This window comes from Nocardiopsis sp. NPDC057823, from assembly GCF_042797335.1.
Classification (GTDB): Bacteria; Actinomycetota; Actinomycetes; order Streptosporangiales; family Streptosporangiaceae; genus Nocardiopsis; species Nocardiopsis changdeensis.
This window is the reverse complement of record NZ_JBHVLR010000022.1, coordinates 18,169-34,485: the sequence shown is the minus strand read 5'-3', so window position 1 is coordinate 34,485 and position 16,317 is coordinate 18,169. Positions and strand designations below refer to the sequence as shown.

Annotated in this window: 15 protein-coding genes; 10 read left to right on the top strand and 5 right to left on the bottom strand. The window is 74.6% G+C overall.

What is annotated here, in order from left to right:
• Positions 1–110: 110 nt before the first annotated feature.
• From ACFVNO_RS26985 to ACFVNO_RS26975, 3 genes are all read right to left on the bottom strand, one after another.
• Positions 111–695: a GNAT family N-acetyltransferase gene (locus ACFVNO_RS26985; RefSeq protein ID WP_355269141.1), complete on the bottom strand. Its 585-nt coding sequence runs from the start codon at positions 693–695 to the stop codon at positions 111–113.
• Positions 696–814: 119 nt separating this feature from the next.
• Positions 815–2,080 (bottom strand): alanine racemase, encoded by a 1,266-nt coding sequence (locus tag ACFVNO_RS26980; protein WP_355269143.1) that lies wholly within the window; start codon positions 2,078–2,080, stop codon positions 815–817.
• Between the two features lie 92 nt (positions 2,081–2,172).
• Positions 2,173–3,192 (bottom strand): ABC transporter substrate-binding protein, encoded by a 1,020-nt coding sequence (locus ACFVNO_RS26975; RefSeq protein ID WP_355269145.1) that lies wholly within the window; start codon positions 3,190–3,192, stop codon positions 2,173–2,175.
• A 187-nt stretch (positions 3,193–3,379) separates the two neighbouring features.
• On the opposite strand from ACFVNO_RS26975, the gene ACFVNO_RS26970 reads away from it, so the two are divergent.
• The 4 genes from ACFVNO_RS26970 to ACFVNO_RS26955 all read left to right on the top strand — a co-directional run bounded on the left by ACFVNO_RS26970 (position 3,380) and on the right by ACFVNO_RS26955 (position 8,751).
• Complete coding sequence (locus ACFVNO_RS26970) at positions 3,380–4,459, top strand: FecCD family ABC transporter permease (RefSeq protein ID WP_378896682.1); 1,080 nt, start codon at positions 3,380–3,382, stop codon at positions 4,457–4,459.
• Complete coding sequence (locus tag ACFVNO_RS26965; RefSeq protein ID WP_378896679.1) at positions 4,456–5,574, top strand: FecCD family ABC transporter permease; 1,119 nt, start codon at positions 4,456–4,458, stop codon at positions 5,572–5,574. The genes ACFVNO_RS26970 and ACFVNO_RS26965 overlap by 4 nt, the downstream gene beginning before the upstream one ends.
• The gene (locus ACFVNO_RS26960; protein ID WP_255646488.1) at positions 5,571–6,413 is read left to right on the top strand and encodes an ABC transporter ATP-binding protein; all 843 of its coding nucleotides are present in this window, start codon (positions 5,571–5,573) and stop codon (positions 6,411–6,413) included. Before ACFVNO_RS26965 ends, ACFVNO_RS26960 begins: the two co-directional genes overlap by 4 nt.
• A 322-nt stretch (positions 6,414–6,735) precedes the next feature.
• A complete protein-coding gene (locus ACFVNO_RS26955; protein WP_355269151.1) occupies positions 6,736–8,751 on the top strand; it encodes a PhoX family phosphatase in 2,016 nt (671 codons plus the stop codon).
• Positions 8,752–8,823: 72 nt separating this feature from the next.
• Here the strand turns inward: ACFVNO_RS26955 and ACFVNO_RS26950 are convergent, their stop codons facing one another.
• The gene (locus ACFVNO_RS26950; RefSeq protein ID WP_355269153.1) at positions 8,824–9,276 is read right to left on the bottom strand and encodes a GNAT family N-acetyltransferase; all 453 of its coding nucleotides are present in this window, start codon (positions 9,274–9,276) and stop codon (positions 8,824–8,826) included.
• A 67-nt stretch (positions 9,277–9,343) separates the two neighbouring features.
• Positions 9,344–10,621, bottom strand: coding sequence for an isochorismate synthase (locus tag ACFVNO_RS26945; protein WP_355269155.1), 1,278 nt, complete (start codon positions 10,619–10,621; stop codon positions 9,344–9,346).
• Positions 10,622–10,987: 366 nt separating this feature from the next.
• Here ACFVNO_RS26945 and ACFVNO_RS26940 point away from each other — a divergent pair, with 366 nt between their 5' ends.
• The 6 genes from ACFVNO_RS26940 to ACFVNO_RS26915 all read left to right on the top strand — a co-directional run bounded on the left by ACFVNO_RS26940 (position 10,988) and on the right by ACFVNO_RS26915 (position 16,308).
• On the top strand, positions 10,988–12,559 hold the full coding sequence (locus ACFVNO_RS26940; RefSeq protein WP_355269200.1) for a family 10 glycosylhydrolase: 1,572 nt from the start codon (positions 10,988–10,990) through the stop codon (positions 12,557–12,559).
• A gap of 217 nt (positions 12,560–12,776) precedes the next feature.
• Positions 12,777–13,178 (top strand): TOBE domain-containing protein, encoded by a 402-nt coding sequence (locus tag ACFVNO_RS26935; RefSeq protein ID WP_355269157.1) that lies wholly within the window; start codon positions 12,777–12,779, stop codon positions 13,176–13,178.
• Complete coding sequence (modA, locus tag ACFVNO_RS26930; RefSeq protein WP_355269159.1) at positions 13,171–13,983, top strand: molybdate ABC transporter substrate-binding protein; 813 nt, start codon at positions 13,171–13,173, stop codon at positions 13,981–13,983. The genes ACFVNO_RS26935 and modA overlap by 8 nt, the downstream gene beginning before the upstream one ends.
• Positions 13,980–14,804 carry an ABC transporter permease gene (locus ACFVNO_RS26925; RefSeq protein WP_355269161.1) on the top strand — a complete coding sequence of 275 codons (825 nt, stop codon included), beginning with the start codon at positions 13,980–13,982 and terminating at the stop codon, positions 14,802–14,804. Before modA ends, ACFVNO_RS26925 begins: the two co-directional genes overlap by 4 nt.
• Entirely contained in the window at positions 14,786–15,838 is a 1,053-nt protein-coding gene (locus ACFVNO_RS26920; RefSeq protein WP_355269163.1) for an ABC transporter ATP-binding protein, read from the top strand. The genes ACFVNO_RS26925 and ACFVNO_RS26920 overlap by 19 nt, the downstream gene beginning before the upstream one ends.
• A 179-nt stretch (positions 15,839–16,017) precedes the next feature.
• Entirely contained in the window at positions 16,018–16,308 is a 291-nt protein-coding gene (locus tag ACFVNO_RS26915; protein WP_220560468.1) for a DUF3040 domain-containing protein, read from the top strand.
• Positions 16,309–16,317: the final 9 nt, after the last annotated feature.

The window sequence follows — 16,317 nt, the reverse complement described above, 5'->3', positions numbered from 1 at the left end:
CGTTGTGCCGGGGGCGGCGGGGGAGGCCGCGCGTCCCGGTGCCCGCCGGGCGGGGCGGGCGGGAGGGGGAGCGCCGGCGCGCACGGCGGCGTGCGCACCGGGGGCGCGGGTCAGCGCAGGGGCATGGTCAGGGCGTGGTGGCGGCGCCAGCCCGGATGGGGCTCGACGTCGCCGACGTGGGTCCAGCCGTTGCGCAGGACCAGGTCCAGGGCGTGGGCGTTGGTCTCGGCGACCAGCCCGGCGGCGCGTTCCTCGGTGCGCCCCTGGACGAGGAGGGGGAAGGCGCGCTCGACCACGCCGGATCCCCGGAACGGTTCGGGGACGAGGGCCTCGCACAGGGCGAAGGTGCGGCCCGGGTACTCGGCGGTGACCTCGTCCGCGTCCACGCCGGGCAGCGGGGTGAAGCCGTTCCACCAGCCGGTGGTCACCGGCAGGGGGTACCCGTAGGCGAACCCGGCCAGGACGCCGTCGGCGTGGCAGGACGTGAGCCGGAAGCCCTCCCGCCGGGCGCTGAAGGCGAGGCGTTCGGCGAAGGCGGGGGTGCGGTGGTCGGGCAGGTGCAGGGCGTGCGCGTAGACCTCCTCGTAGGCCCGGACCCAGGGGGAGGGGTCGGCGAGGACGTCGGCTCCGGTGAGGTTCTCGATCCGCCAGGTGACGGAGGTCGGGTCGGCCGTCGGGACGGGGGAGGCGGACACGGTGGGATCTCCTTGTCGGGGACAGGGGTACAGGGCCGGGGGAGGCCGAACCAATTAGGGCAGGCTTACCTAAGTCGTGTCAAGAGGGGGATGCATGTCCCGCGCCACAGGGGTCGCGGTCAGGGCAGCCGGGAGTCCACGGTGGTGCGCACCGCAGGGGGGTGCCCCAGGAACGCGGGCATGGCGAACTCGAACCCGTACGCGCCCGCGTTGGGGAAGACCAGCACGTCGCCGGCGCGCACCGACGCCACCCGCACATCGCGGGCCAGCACGTCCTCGGGGGTGCACAGCTCGCCCGACACCGTCACCGATGCCCCGCGCGCCTCGGGCCGGGGAACGCCGGACGGCCACAGGTCGTCCGCCAGCACGGCGAAGTTGTGCCGGATCTCCCAGGAGGTGGGCAGCTGGAAGTGGTTGATGCCGCCGCGCACCACGGCGAAGGTCCCGCCGTAGGACGCCTTGACGTCCGTCACCCGGGCCGCGTACCAGCCCGCCGGGGCGCCGATCCACCGGCCCGGCTCGAACACCACCTCCACGCCGGGGTCGGGGGCGTCCGCCAGCGCGGCGCCGAACCCCTCCAGGTCGAAGGCGTCGTCGCCCGCCTCGAACGGCACGCCCAGGCCGCCCCCCACGTCCACCGTGCGCAGGTCGACCCCGTGCCGGTCGGCCGTGCCGCGCGCCCACTCCAGGCACCACAGCACGTAGGCGGCGTGCGCCGCGGCGTCGGTGTTGCCGCTCACCGCGTGCACGTGGAAGCCGGTCAGGTCCAGGCCCGGCAGGGAGCGCACCGCCTCCACCGCCGCGGGCACCTCCGCCTCGGGGACCCCGAACGGGCCCGGAGTGCCGCCCATCACCAGGGAACCGCTCACCGGCACCCGGGCGGGGTTGACCCGGATCGTCACCGGCAGCACCGTGCCCGCGTCGACCGCGGCCGCCGAGGCCCGGTGCGCCTCCAGGACGCTCTCCAGGTTGACGGCCACGTCGGCGCCGTGTCCGGCGCGCAGCCGGGCCAGCCCGGCCAGCAGTTCGGGGGTCTTGCCCGGACCGCTCACCGCGATCCTCCCGCCGGGGCCGCCGCGCCGCTCGCGCAGCGCCGCCAGGGAGGCGCGCGCCTCGCGCAGCGAGGCCGCCTCGAACCCGTCCACGGCCTCGGCCAGGTGCGCCAGCACCGACTCGAAACCGTTGGCCTTGACCGCGAAGTACACCCGGGCCCAGTCCGGCAGCGCCTTGCGCAGCGTGCGGGCCCGGTCGGCGGCCAGGGCGGGGTCGTACACATAGCCCGCCCCGGTCCTGGCGGCCAGTTCCAGTGCGGCCGCCCGCACGGGGGCGGGGATCAGGCCGGCGTCCAGGCAGGGGGCGTGTTCGAAGGAGCGGGGCGGTTCCACGGGGTCTCCCGGTGTGGTGTCGCGGGGCGGCGCGGGTGCGCGGCGCCGGGCGGGGCGCCGCGCACCCGTTCGGGGAAGGCGGGGGCGCGCCGTTACCGCTGCGGGTCGACGCCGAACATCTCGGCCAGGTCGTCCAGCACCGCGTGCGCGGCGATCAGGCCCACACCGGAGATCCAGTACTCGTCGTCCACCTCGGTGATCTCGCCGGTCAACTCGCCCCACAGCGGAGCGGCCATGTACTCCTCCTTGCTCTCCTGGACACCGTCGGCGCCGCCGTCGTCGTAGGTGGCGACGAAGATGTGGTCGGCGTCCAGGTCGAGCAGGCGCTCCTGGCTGTGGTAGGTGACGATCTCCTCGGACTCCGTGTCCACGCCCGGGCCGGGCTCCAGGCCCACGTCCTCCAGGATCACGCCGATGTAGGACTGCGGGGTGTACAGGCGGACGCCGTCGGCGTCGCCGGCGAACCGGACCGCCGACACGGTGGGCGCCTCGCCGCCGTTGGCCTCCACGATCGCCTCGCCCAGGGCGGCGGCGCGCTCCTCGAACTCGGCGACCAGCCGCTCGGCCTCCTCCTCGGCGTCCAGCGCGGCACCGGTGAGGACGAGGTTCTCCTTCCAGGTGGCGCCGGTGGTCTCGGACATGACCGTCGGGGCGACCTCGGAGAGCTGCTCGTACCCGTCGCCGTGGCGGACCTGCGCCGACAGGATCAGGTCGGGGGAGGTCTCGGCCACGGCCTCGGGGTCGACCTCCCACAGCAGGCCCACCGGGACGGCCTCGTCGGCGGTGCCGACGTTCCAGTCGCTCTCCACCAGGTAGTCGGGGAGCTCGGTGACGTCCTCCGCGAACGTGGTGAAGCCCACCACGTTGCCGCCCAGGGCCAGGGTGGAGTCCACGTAGGCGGCGTCCAGCGGCAGGACGCGCTCGGGGGCCGCGGTGATCTCGGTGGAGCCGAGGAAGTGCTCCACGGTCCGCGGGTAGCCGTCGGAGGGCTCGTTGGAGGCCTCGGGGGCGGCTTCGGGGCCGCCGGCGCCGCAGGCGGTCAGCATGGCGACCGCGACGGCCGCCGCGGCGACGGACGGGAACAGCCGGCGCGGCCGGGTGGACAGGGTCATACGGGGGCTCCATGAGGGTCGGGGAACACGTTCGGTCCAGGGCGGGTCGGTCCAGGGCGGGCCGGGGGGCGTGAACCACGGGGCGGTGTGTCGTTCCAGGCCGGGACGTGGCAAACTTAGGCCATCCAGATACGGCTAGGCAAACCTAACTTAGGATTGCCTGGCCTTCGTCATGATAGGAGTCCGGGTGCACGACACCTCCGGGCCGCCCCCCGGTAACGCGGATCCCCCCGCGCCGCGGGCGATCGCGGCGGACACCGCGGTCGCCGCACGCCGCTCGCGCCGCCTCGCCGGGCTGGCGGTGCTCGTCCTCCTGCTGTGCGCGGCGTCCCTGGGCAGCGTGCTCATCGGCGCCCGGGCCCTGAGCCCGGACACCGTATGGCAGGCGCTCACCGCCACCGCCGGGGCCGAGGCCGACATCATCGTCAACGACATCCGCCTGCCCCGCACCGCGCTGGGGATCATGGCGGGCGTCTCCCTGGGGCTGGCCGGGGCGCTCATGCAGGGCCACACCCGCAACCCCCTGGGCGACCCCAGCATCCTCGGCGTCACCTTCGGGGCGGCCCTGGCCGTGGTCCTGGGCATCGCGCTCTTCGACATCACCGCCCTGTACACCCAGGCCTGGCTGGCCTTCGCCGGGGCCGGCGCCGCCGCGGCAGCGGTCTACCTCATCGGGTCCGTGCCCGGACGCGGACCCACGCCCGTCACACTGGCGCTGGCCGGGACCGCGGTGAGCTGGCTCGCCTACTCGGTGGTGTCCGGGCTGGTCCTGCTGGACCGCTCCACCATGGACGACTTCCGGTTCTGGCGGGTGGGAGCCCTGGTCGGCCGCGATCCCGAGATCCTGCCGCCGATGCTGGCCGTGGTCGCCGTCGGCACCGCCCTGGGCCTGGCCAACGCCGGGGCGCTCAACGCCCTGGCCCTGGGCGAGGACACCGCCAAGGCGCTGGGCCACCGTGTCGGCCGGGCCCGGGTGGTGGGCCTGACCGCGATCACCCTGCTCACCGGCGTCACCGTGGCCGCCTGCGGCCCCATCGCGTTCGTCGGCCTGATCGTCCCCCACCTGGCGCGCGGGATCGTCGGCGCCGACCACCGGTGGCTGCTGCCCTACTCCGCCCTCATGGGGGCGATCCTGCTGCTGGCCGCCGACGTGCTGGGCCGCTTCCTGGCCCCGCCCGGCGAACTCCAGGTCGGCATCGTGCTCGCCCTCGTCGGCGCGCCCTTCTTCATCTACATCGTCCGCCGCCGGAGACTCCTCGCCCTATGACCCCCGTCGCTCCCGAACCCCCGGCGCACCAGGTGCGCGACCGGCTGCGCCGCAGCCGCCCCGCCCTGCGCCTGGGCCCCGTCGCGCTGCGGCTGCGCCCCCGCCTGATCGCCGTGTGCCTGGCGGTCCTGGCGGTCCTCACGGTGCTGCTCGCCCTCAACCTCTCCCTGGGGCGGACCCCGCTGACCCCCGCCCAGGTGTGGGCGCACATCATCGGCACCGACTACGAGCACTACTTCACGGTGTGGCGGGTGCGGATGCCGCGCGTGGTGACGGGCATGCTCGCCGGGGCCGCCCTGGCCGCAGCCGGGGCGGTCACCCAGACCATCATGCGCAACCCCCTGGCCAGCCCCGACCTGCTCGGCGTCACCCACGGGGCGAGCGCCGGGGTGGTCGCCGTCCTGGCGTTCGGCGGCAGCTACGGCATCCTCTCCGGCGGCGGCGCCCTGTCCTCGCTGGGCGTGCCCGCCGTCGCCCTGGCCGGCGGGCTGGCCGCCGGGGCGCTGTGCTACACGCTGGCCCGCCGGGGCGGCGTCGACGGCTACCGGCTGCTGCTGGTGGGGGTGGGCGTCTCCACCGTCCTGATGAACCTCACCCTGTGGCTGCTCACACTGGGCGAGGTCACCGACACCGGCCGGGCCATGGTCTGGGTCGCCGGCAGCCTGAGCATGCGGACCTGGGAGAACGCCGCCCCGGTCGCCCTGGCCCTGGTGCTGCTCCTGCCGCTCGCCCTGGCCGCCTCGCGCACCCTGGACGCCCTGTCCTACGACGACGACGTGGTGCGCGGCCTGGGCGTGGACCTGGAGCGCGCCCGCACGGCCATGCTCGTCCTGGCGGTGCTGCTGGCCGCGTTCGGCACCTCCGCCGCCGGGCCCATCCTGTTCGTGTCCCTGGCCTGCCCGCAGATCGCCCTGCGCCTGGCCGGGCCCGGCACCTCCCGGCCGCCCGTGCTGCTGTCGGCGCTGGTGGGCGCCGCCCTGGTCAGCGGGGCCGACCTGGCGGCCCGCACCGCGCTCGACAACATCCAGCTGCCGGTCGGCGTCGTCACCGGCTGCCTGGGCGCCCTGTACCTCATCCACCTGCTCGTCCGCGCCAACCGGAGGACCCAAGCGTGACCGCCCCGCAGACCACACGCACCGAGGGCACGCCCTCCGACGCCCGGGCGCGCCTGAGCGCCCGCGGCCTGACCCTGGCCTACGACGACCGCGTCATCGTCGACGGCCTGGACGCCGACATCATCGAGGGGACCGTCACCTGCGTCATCGGCCCCAACGGGTGCGGCAAGTCCACGATGCTGCGCGCCCTGGGCCGGCTCATGCGCCCCAGGTCCGGGCTGGTGGAGCTGGACGGCCGCGACATCCACCGCACCCCCACCCGGGAGGTCGCCCGAGTACTGGGGGTGCTGCCCCAGCAGCCCACCGCCCCCGACGGGCTCACCGTCGCCGACCTCGTGGCCCGCGGCCGCCACCCGGCCCAGCGCTGGTACCGCCAGTGGTCGGGCGACGACCACGAGGCCGTCGCCCGGGCGCTGGAGCTGACCGGGCTGGCCGACCTGGCCGACAGCCCGCTGTCGGAGTTGTCCGGCGGCCAGCGCCAGCGCGCCTGGATCTCCATGGTGCTGGCCCAGGGCACCGACCTGCTGCTGCTGGACGAACCCACCACGTTCCTGGACCTGGTCCACCAGGTGGACGTGCTCGACCTGGTGCGCGAACTGCACGACGAGGGCGGGCGCACCATCGTCATGGTCCTGCACGACCTCAACCTCGCGGCCCGCTACGCCGACACGGTCATCGCCATGCGGGACGGGCGGGTGCTGGCCAGCGGCGGCCCCGCCGACGTGCTCACCCCCGAGCTGCTGCGCGAGGCGTTCGGGCTGGACGCCGTGGTGGTGGAGGACCCGGTCACCGGCGGCCCCATGGTGGTGCCGGTCGGCCGCAGCAAGGGGAGGGGATAGGGCGCGGCGGAACCGGGCAGGGGCAGGGGAACGGGAAAGGGCCCCGGGCGTGGGGTCTGGACCCGGTGGTCCGCGGTGGTGGATCATCGCGGACAAGGGCCGACGGTGGGTGTTCACCGAGTAGCGAAGAGTGATCAACTCAGCGCTGCGCGGGAGTTGTAGGGGCGTTCACCTCGGTTTCACCCGTGCGTGTGGAACCTCGGCCAAGGTCGAGAGCGACCGGTGGGACCACCCCGCCTGCCGCGACCCCGCACGGCCCCGACCCAGCCCCGTACCAGGGCGGAGGCCGCCGGGGGGAAGCAACGATCCCCGAGGAGAAGGTGTGCCCGAATCCGCGCCCCGCCGCCGCTTGCTGCCGTTCGTCGACACGGCCGGCGGTGGCCGTTCCCGCAGGACCTGCGAGCTGCGCTGCGGTGATGCCTGTTTCCACCCCGCTCCCAACAAGAGCGACAACGCCTACTTCGGTGACATCTTCGCCAAGGCGCTCTCCCGCCGCTCGATGCTGGGCGCCGCAGTGGTCGGCGCCGGTGCCGGCGCCCTGGGCATGGCCGCCCCCGCCGTCGCGGACCGGGGCCCCGGCCGCCCCAAGCCCGCTCCCCGGCCGACCTTCCGAAGCGTCCTGCCCAACAACGACGACAAGGTCACCATCCCCAACGGCTACGAGCAGCACGTCATCGTCCGCTGGGGCGACCCCGTCCTGCCCGGGGCCCCGGAGTTCGACATCGAGAACCAGACCGCCGAGGCCCAGGCGCAGCAGTTCGGCTACAACTGCGACTACGTCGGCCTCCACCAGCTCGACGAGAACCGCGGCCTGCTGTGGGTCAACCACGAGTACACCAACGAGAACCTCATGTTCCGCGGCTACCGGAACGGGGCCTCGGCGACCCCCGAGCAGATCCGGATCGCCATGGCCGCCCACGGCGGCTCCATCGTCGAGGTCGAGCGCGTCGGCCGCACCGGCCAGTGGCGCCTGAGCACCGGCGAGCGGCGCTACAACCGGCGGATCACCACGGACACCCCGTTCACCCTCACCGGCCCCGCCGCCGGGCACGACCTGCTCAAGACGGAGGAGGACCCCACCGGGACCACCGTGCGGGGCATGCTCAACAACTGCGCGGGCGGTTACACCCCCTGGGGCACCTTCCTCAGCGGCGAGGAGAACTTCAACCAGTACTTCGGCAACGCCCCGGCGAGCCCCGAGTACGCCCGCTACGGCCTGTCCACCGGCGCCTCGGGCCGCCGCTGGGACCGGGTCGAGGAGCGCTTCGACCTCTCCCGGCACCCCCACGAGGTGAACCGCTTCGGCTGGATCGTCGAGACCGACCCCCTCGACCCCTCCGCCCCGCCCGCCAAGCGCACCATGCTCGGCCGCTTCAAGCACGAGGGCGCCACCGTCCGCCTCGCCGAGGACGGCCGCGCGGTCGCCTACATGGGCGACGACGAGCGCTTCGACTACATCTACAAGTTCGTCAGCGCGAAGAAGTTCCGCGAGGGCGACACCCGCCACAACCTCACCCTCCTGGACACCGGCACGCTCTTCGTCGCCCGCCTCACCGGCAACAGCCCGGAGGAGGAGATCGACGGGTCCGGCGCGCTGCCCGCCGACGGCGAGTTCGACGGCTACGGCGACTGGATCCCGCTCACCAGCGACACCACGAGCTTCGTGGACGGCTTCAGCGTCGCCGAGGTGCTCGTCCACACCCGCCTGGCCGCCGACGCCGCCGGGGCGACCAAGATGGACCGCCCCGAGGACATCGAGGCCAGCCCCGCCACGGGCAAGGTCTACGTGGCCCTGACCAACAACTCCGCCCGCGAGCCCGGCCAGGCCGACGAGCCCAACCCGCGCGGCCCCAACAAGCACGGCCACATCCTGGAGATCATCGAGCACAACGGCGACGCCGCCGCCGAGGCGTTCGCCTGGACCGTGCCGCTGGTGTGCGGGAACCCCGAGGACGAGGACACCTACTACGCGGGCTACGACAAGTCCAAGGTGATGCCGATCTCCTCGCCCGACAACGTCACCTTCGACAGCGACGGCAACCTGTGGATCTCCACCGACGGCCAGCCCGGCACCCTGGGGATCAACGACGGCCTGCACGTCATGCCGGTCGAGGGGCGCTTCCGCGGCGAGCTGAAGACCTTCGCGACCGTTCCGGTGGACGCCGAGGCGTGCGGCCCGTTCATCACCAAGGACGACAAGACGGTCTTCCTGGCCCCGCAGCACCCCGGTGAGGACGGGACCTTCGAGGCGCCCACCAGCGTGTGGCCCGACGGCGACTTCCCGCGCCCGTCGGTGGTCTGCATCTGGCACAAGGGCGGTCGCGCCGTCGGCAGGTGACCGGCGCCCCCGAACACCGGCCCCGGGACTCCATCGTGGGGGAGCCCCGGGGCCGGTTCGTGTCGGCGCGTCCTACAGGGTCTTGCCGAAGCACAGCGACGAGGGCTCGTCGGCGTAGGCGCCGAAGGGCTCCACCGGGGTGTAGCCGGACTTGGTGTAGAACCGCACCGCGTCGGGCTGGCGGTCGCCGGTCTCCAGCCGGAGCCGCTTCCACCCCCGGTCGCGCGCCCATTCCTCCAGGGCGGCCAGCAGCCGCGGGGCCGCTCCCGACCCCCGGTGCCCGGGCAGCACGTACATCCGCTTGACCTCGCCGCCCTCGTCCGGCCCCAGGTCGCGCAGGCCCCCGCAGGCCACGGCGGTGCCGTCGGAGGCCCGGGCCAGCGCGAACACGGCGATGTCGGACGCCGAGGGGGGAGTGCCGGGCTCGGAGTCGGGGGTCCCGTACCGTTCGGCGATCTCGGCGCGCTGCCCGGCCCGGAGAGCGGTGGCGTCGGGATCGTCCCAGGCCACGAAGTCGATCTGCATGGCGTGACGGTATACCGGGCGTGTTACGGGCCGGTTTCCCGTTCCGCGCCGCGGGGCGCGGCCCGGCTCACCCGTCGGTGAGGGCCTCGCGCACCGGCCGGAACTTGGACTCGGTCTCGGCGATCTCCGACTCCGGCTCGGACCCGGCGACGATCCCGCACCCGGCGAACAGCCGGGCCGTCGCCCCGTCCACGTGGGCGCTGCGCAGGGCGATGCCCCATTCGGCGTTGCCCGCGCCGTCCACCCAGCCGACCGGTCCCGCGTAGCCGCCCCGGTCCATGCCCTCCACCTCGTCGATGAGGCGCATCGCGGTGGCGGTGGGGGTGCCGCCCACGGCGGCGGTCGGGTGCAGGGCCGCCACGGCGTCCAGCGCCGACACCCCCGGCCGCAGCCGGGCGTGCGCGCGGGTGGCCAGGTGCTGGACGTTGGCCAGCCGCAGCAGGTGCGGCCAGGCCGGGACCACCAGCTCCTCGGCGAGGGGGGCCAGGGCGTCGCGCAGGGAGTCCACCGCCAGCCCGTGCTCCTCCACGTCCTTGGCCGAGGACATCAGCTCCTCCGCGAGCCGCTCGTCCTCCTCCGCGTCGGCGCCGCGCGGGCGGGTGCCCGCCAGCACCAGGGAGGACAGCTCCTCGCCCTCCCGGCGCAGCAGCAGTTCGGGGGTGGCGCCGACCATGCCCGCGACCGAGAACGTGAAGCACTGCGGGTAGCGGGCGTGCAGCCGCTCCAGCAGGGTGCGCACGTCGATGGGGCCCTCGGCCCGGGCGACGAGGTCGCGGGCCAGCACCGCCTTGTCGAGCTCCCCGGCGCGGATGCGCGCGACGGTGTCCGCGACGACGCCGCCCCACTCCCGGGCGGTGAGCTCGCCGGTGTCCCAGGAGAGGGGGCCGACGGGGCGCGGCGCGGGGGCCGGGTACAGCAGCTCCCCGGGATGGACGCCGGGCTCGTCGGTGACGGTGGTCAGCCACGCCCGGTCGCCGCGGCGGCCCAGCAGGACGCGGGGGACCACCATGGTGGAGCCCGTGGAGGTGGGGGCGAAGGTGAACGTGCCGAAGGCGACGGCGCCGGTGCCCGGCAGGCCGACCTCGTCCTCCACCACGGCCCGCTCCAGCACCCCGTTGAGCCAGCGGGCGGCCTCGGTGAACCGGGTGGTGTCGGTGGGCTCGGTGCCCGCGGGCTCGGCGGCCGGGCTCCAGTGGGCGGCCCGGCCCCAGCCGACCAGGCCGTCGTCGCCGGTCAGCCAGGCCAGCGGGGCTCCGGCGGGCAGGCGGCGCACCAGGGAGTCGGCGCCGCCGCGCAGCGGAACGGTCCGGACGAAGAGCTTGGGAGGGCACACAGCGGCGTTCACGTCACCCGAGTCTAGGTCGCCCGGTGCCCCCGCGAGCCCGGACCGGGGGCCGGGGGAGGGGAGGGTCAACCCCCCTGGCGGTGTGAGGGGGCCCGCACCGCGACGGTTTCCGTACCCGGGGCCGGTGGAGCCATGGGGATCCGGGGTGCCGCATTGACCTGGGGCGATGTTCCCTTCCCGGGGCTTGTGCGAGGTTGTCCACAGATTGGCTCAATCGTGTCCGAAAATTGACATTGTCCTCTACTCTGGTCCACGGCACGGCGCTCCGGGGAACGGGCGCCGCCCCGGCTTCCAAGAGGAGACATCGCTTTGAAGGGTTCTGTGGCACGGGCCGTGGCCGTACCGCGCGCCGCGCGCTGGGCGACCATGGCCGCCGCGTCCACCGTCCTGCTCGCCGGATGCGCCGCGGGCGCCCCGGGGGGAGCGCCCGGCGACGGCGCCAGCGGGAGCCGCAACGACACCGGCGGCACCGTCCGGACCGCGGACGCGCTGTGCTCGGCCGACTCCGCGCGGCAGATGCGCGGCGCCTGGCTCACCACCGTCCGCAACATCGACTGGCCCTCCGAGCCCGGCCTGTCCGCCGAGGAGCAGCGGGCGGAGCTGGACGCCTACCTCGACGACGCCGTCGCCATGGGCCTCAACGCCGTGTTCCTGCACGTGCGGCCCACCGCCGACGCCGTGTACGCCTCCGACAAGGAGCCCTGGGCCCGCTACCTCACCGGGGAGCAGGGCGGCGACCCCGGGTACGACCCGCTGGAGTACGCGGTGGAGCAGGCGCACGCCCGCGGCCTGGAGCTGCACGCCTGGTTCAACCCCTACCGGGTGGGCCTGCAGGACCCCGACATCGAGAACCTGGTGGACGACCACCCGGTGAAGCAGAACCCCGAATGGCTGGTGGACTACGGCGACGAGGCCTACGTGGACCCCGGCAACCCCGAGGTGCGGGCCTGGGTCACCGGCGTGATCATGGACGTGGTCGAGCGCTACGACATCGACGGCGTCCACTTCGACGACTTCTTCTACCCCTACCCCAAGGACGGCGAGGAGTTCGACGACGACGCCTCCTGGGAGGCGCACGGCGGGGACTTCGACGACCGCGGAGACTGGCGCCGCGACAACGTCGACCAGCTCATGCGCGACGTGCACGGCGCCATCCAGGAGACCGAGCCGTGGGTGAGCTTCGGCGTCTCCCCGTTCGGCATCTGGCGCAACCAGAGCACCGACCCCAGCGGGTCGCCCAGCTCCGGCCTGCAGTCCTACGACGCCCAGTACGCCGACACCCGCACCTGGATCCAGGAGGGCACCGTCGACTACGTCGCCCCCCAGCTGTACTGGGAGCGCGGGTTCGGCACCGCCGACTACGAGGCGCTCACCGACTGGTGGGCGGACGAGGTCGAGGGCACCGGCGTGGACCTGTACATCGGCCAGGCCGCCTACCGCCTGGGCGAGGACGGGTGGACCTCCGACGACGCCCTCTCCACCCAGCTCGACTACTCCGGCGGGCTGGAGGGGGTCGGCGGCGACATCTACTTCTCCATCAAGAGCCTGCGCGAGAACCCGGACGCGGTGGACCACCTGCTCGGCGGCCACTACGCCGAGCCGGCCCTGCCGCCGCGGACCGACTCCGGCGAGGAGGAGGCCCGGGTCGGCGCCGTGGCCGGGGTGACGGCCCGCGCCGGTGAGCACGGGGTCGAGGTGTCCTGGGAGGAGGCCGAGGGCGCCCGCTTCTACGCCGTGTACCGGCTGCCCGCCGAGGCGGCCGAGGCCGGGGACGAGACGGCCTGCGAGGCGCTCACCCCGGAGAACCTCGTCGGCGTGACCGGCGGCACCTCGTTCGACGACACCGGTGCGGGGGACGACACCGTGTACGCGGTCACCGCCCTGGACGACTACCGGGCCCAGGGGCCGGTCGGCGAGATCGCCGCCCCCCGCGGCTGACCGGTACCGGACGCGGCCCCGGCCCCCCGCGGGCCGGGGCCGCGCCGTGTCCCGGAACGCCCGCCCGGCGGCCGCGGCCCTGCCCGGGCGAGCCCCTCCGCACGGGCGCCGTTCGGACGATCATCCGACGAATGCGGCCCTTTCGGCGCGAAAAAGCTGTGATCCGCCAGCCCTGAGGGGCTGTTGCCCTCGCATCTGCGAGCGGTAGATTGCTCCCATGCCGACCTTCCAGATCAGCGAGGCCGCCGAACTGCTCGGCGTCAGCGCCGACACCGTGCGCCGCTGGGTCGACGCCGGACGCCTCAGCGCCTCCCGCGACGCCTCCGGCCGCCGCCTCCTCGACGGGGCCGACCTGGCCGCCTTCATGCGCGAGGGGTCCCACCAGGACCCCGACCGCCACCGTTCCTCCGCGCGCAACCGCTTCCACGGACTGGTCACCGGGATCGTCCGCGACACCGTCATGGCGCAGGTGGAGGTCCAGGCGGGGCCGCACCGCATCGTCTCGCTGATGAGCCGCGAGGCCGCCGACGAACTCGGCCTGGAGGTCGGCGCCACCGCCACGGCCGTGGTCAAGTCCACGAACGTGATCGTCGAGACGAGCGGAGACCGCCATGCGTGACACCCCCCTGCGGCTCGTCGCGGCGCTGGCCGCGGCGGCCCTCGCCCTCACCGCCTGCGCGGGCCGGGACACCGGGGCCGGACCGGAGGGACAGGGCTCCGGGGGCCCCGCCGGCGAGCTGACCGTCTTCGCCGCCGCCTCCCTCACCGACGTCTTCGAGTCCCTGGCCGAGGAGTTCGAGACGGACAACCCCGGGGCGGAGGTCGTCTTCAACTTCGCGGGCAGCAGCGAGCTGGCCGCCCAGATCGGCTCCGGCGCGCCCGCGGACGTGTTCGCGGCCGCGAACACCGCCACCATGGCGCAGGTCGCCGAGGGGGAGGGCCTGGACCGGGAGTGGGCGGACGAACACGGCGACGGCGCGGTCTTCGCCACCAACACCCTCCAGATCGCCGTGCCCGCCGACAACCCCGCCGGGATCGAGGGCCTGGACGACCTCGCGCGGGACGGCGTCTCCGCGGCGTTCTGCGCACCGGAGGTCCCGTGCGGCGCGGCCACGGCGACCGCGCTGGACGCCGCCGGGCTCGACGTCACCCCCGTCACCTACGAGGAGGACGTCCGCGCGGTGCTGACCAAGGTCGAACTGGGCGAGGTCGACGCCGGACTCGTCTACCGGACCGATGTGATCGCCGCAGGGGAGGCCGTCACCGGCATCGCCTTCCCCGAGGCGGACGCGGCCGTCAACGACTACCCGATCGCCCTGCTGGCCGACGCGCCCGAGCCGGACCTGGCCGCCGCCTGGATCGACCTCGTACTCTCCGGGACCGGCGCCGCCGTCCTCGCCGACGCCGGGTTCGGCACCCCGTGACCCGCGGCTCCGCGCGGACCGGGCCCGCCCTGCGGGCCCGGTCCGGCAGGCCGCCCTGGCCGCTGGTCCTGCCCGCCCTCGCGGGCGTCGCCTTCCTCGTCCTGCCCCTGCTCGGGCTGGTCGTGCGCGCGCCCTGGCACGACATGGGGCGCCGGGTCACCGAACCCGAGGTGCTGGCCGCGCTGTGGCTGTCGCTGTCCACCGCCACCGTCGCCACCGCCCTCTGCCTGGTCCTGGGGGTCCCGCTGGCCTGGCTGCTGGCCCGCACCGACTTCCCCGGGCGGCGGATCGTGCGCGCCCTGGTCACCGTGCCCCTGGTCATCCCGCCCGTGGTCGGCGGCGTCGCGCTGCTGCTCGTGCTCGGCCGCAACGGCCTGCTCGGGCGGTACCTGGACGCGTGGTTCGGGATCACCATCCCCTTCACGTCCGCCGCCGTGGTCCTGGCCCAGGTGTTCGTCGCCATGCCGTTCCTGGTCATCAGCGTCGAGGGGGCGCTGCGCGGAGCCGACCGCCGCTACGAGGAGGCCGCGGCGACCCTGGGCGCCGGGCGGGTCACCGTGTTCACCCGCGTCACCCTGCCCATGGTGCTGCCCGGCATCGGCGCCGGGGCGATCCTGTGCTGGGCCCGGGCCCTGGGCGAGTTCGGCGCCACCATCACCTTCGCCGGCAACTTCCCCGGCACCACCCAGACCATGCCGCTGGCCGTCTACATGGCCATGCAGCGCGACCCCGAGGCCGCGATCGTGCTCAGTCTCGTCCTGCTCCTGGTGTCCCTGGCCGTGCTGGCCACCCTGCGCGAGAAATGGGTGAACGCCGCGTGAGCGTGCTCTCCGCCGACCTCCGGCTGCGCCGGGGCGACTTCGAACTGGAGGTCGCCCTGTCCGTGGCGGCCGGGGAGGTGCTGGCCCTGCTCGGCCCCAACGGGGCGGGCAAGTCCTCGGCGCTGCGCGCCCTGGCCGGACTGCTGCCGCTCAGCGGCGGGCACGTGCGGGTGGACGGGGACGACCACACGCGCACCCCCGTGGAGCGGCGGCCCGTCGGCATGGTGTTCCAGGACTACCTGCTGTTCCAGCACATGAGCGCGCTGGACAACGTCGCGTTCGGGCCGCGCTGCCAGGGGGCGTCCAAGGCCGACGCCCGCGCCCGCGCCGCCGAGCTGCTCGACCACATGGACCTGGCCGGGTACGCCCGCGCGCGGCCCCGGAACCTGTCCGGGGGGCAGGCCCAGCGCGTGGCACTGGCCCGTGCGCTGGCGGTGCGCCCGCGCCTGCTGCTGCTGGACGAGCCCATGGCCGCCCTGGACGTGAGCACCCGCGTCCGCGTGCGGGGACGGCTGCGCCGCCTGCTGGAGGAGTTCGACGGGGCGACGGTGCTGGTCACCCACGACCCGCTGGACGCCATGGTGCTGGCCGACCGCATCGCCGTCGTCGAGGGCGGCCGGGTGGTCCAGGAGGGGGCGCCCGCCGAGGTGGCCCGCCGCCCCCGGACCCCCTACGTGGCGCGGCTGGTGGGGCTCAACCTGTTCCGCGGGCGGGCCGACGGCACCGCCGTCCTGTTGGACGGCGGAGCGGTGGTGGAGGTGCACGAGGCGCACAGCGGCTCCGCGCTGGTGGCGTTCCCGCCCCGGGCCGTCGCCCTGTACCGGCGGCGCCCCGACGGCAGCCCGCGCAACCTGTGGGAGCTGACCGTGGACGGGGTGGAGCGGTTCGGCGACCAGGTGCGGGTGCACCTGACCGGAGCGCTCGACCTGGCCGCCGACATCAGCCCGGCCGCACTGGCCGAGCTGGGGCTGGTCCGCGGCGGCACCGTCTGGGCCGGGGTCAAGGCCGCGGAGGCCGAGTGCTACCCCGGATGACCGCTGCGCGAGACGCCGTTCCCACGTGTCGGGACGCCGTGCGGCGGTGACCTGCGGGGGTCCGGGACGGCCGGGAAAACCCGCCGAAGCCGGGGATATCCTCGCGCTCCGCTGGGGAGACTGTAGGACACCCGGTGGCGATAGTAGACCTTCCCCCGGCCGCTGAAGGAGGGTGCGCCATGTCCCTGAGAGAACACGAGCGGAGAATCCTCGAGGAGATCGAGAGGCGGCTCGGCGAAGAGGATCCCGAGCTCGCCGAACGCCTGGATTCCTTCGGGGACCCCGACGCGCCCGCCGAACCCGGCCTGAGCGGCTGGAAGCCCTGGGTGGCCTGCGGCCTGATCGCGGCCGTCACCGCCGGACTCCTGGTCCTGCTGTTCGTCCTCACACCCGGCGCGCCGCAGCCCGTCGAGCAGCCGTCCGCGCCGGCACCCGCGCAGACCCTGCAGCCCGCCGACGAGGGCCGCTGAACGGCGGGC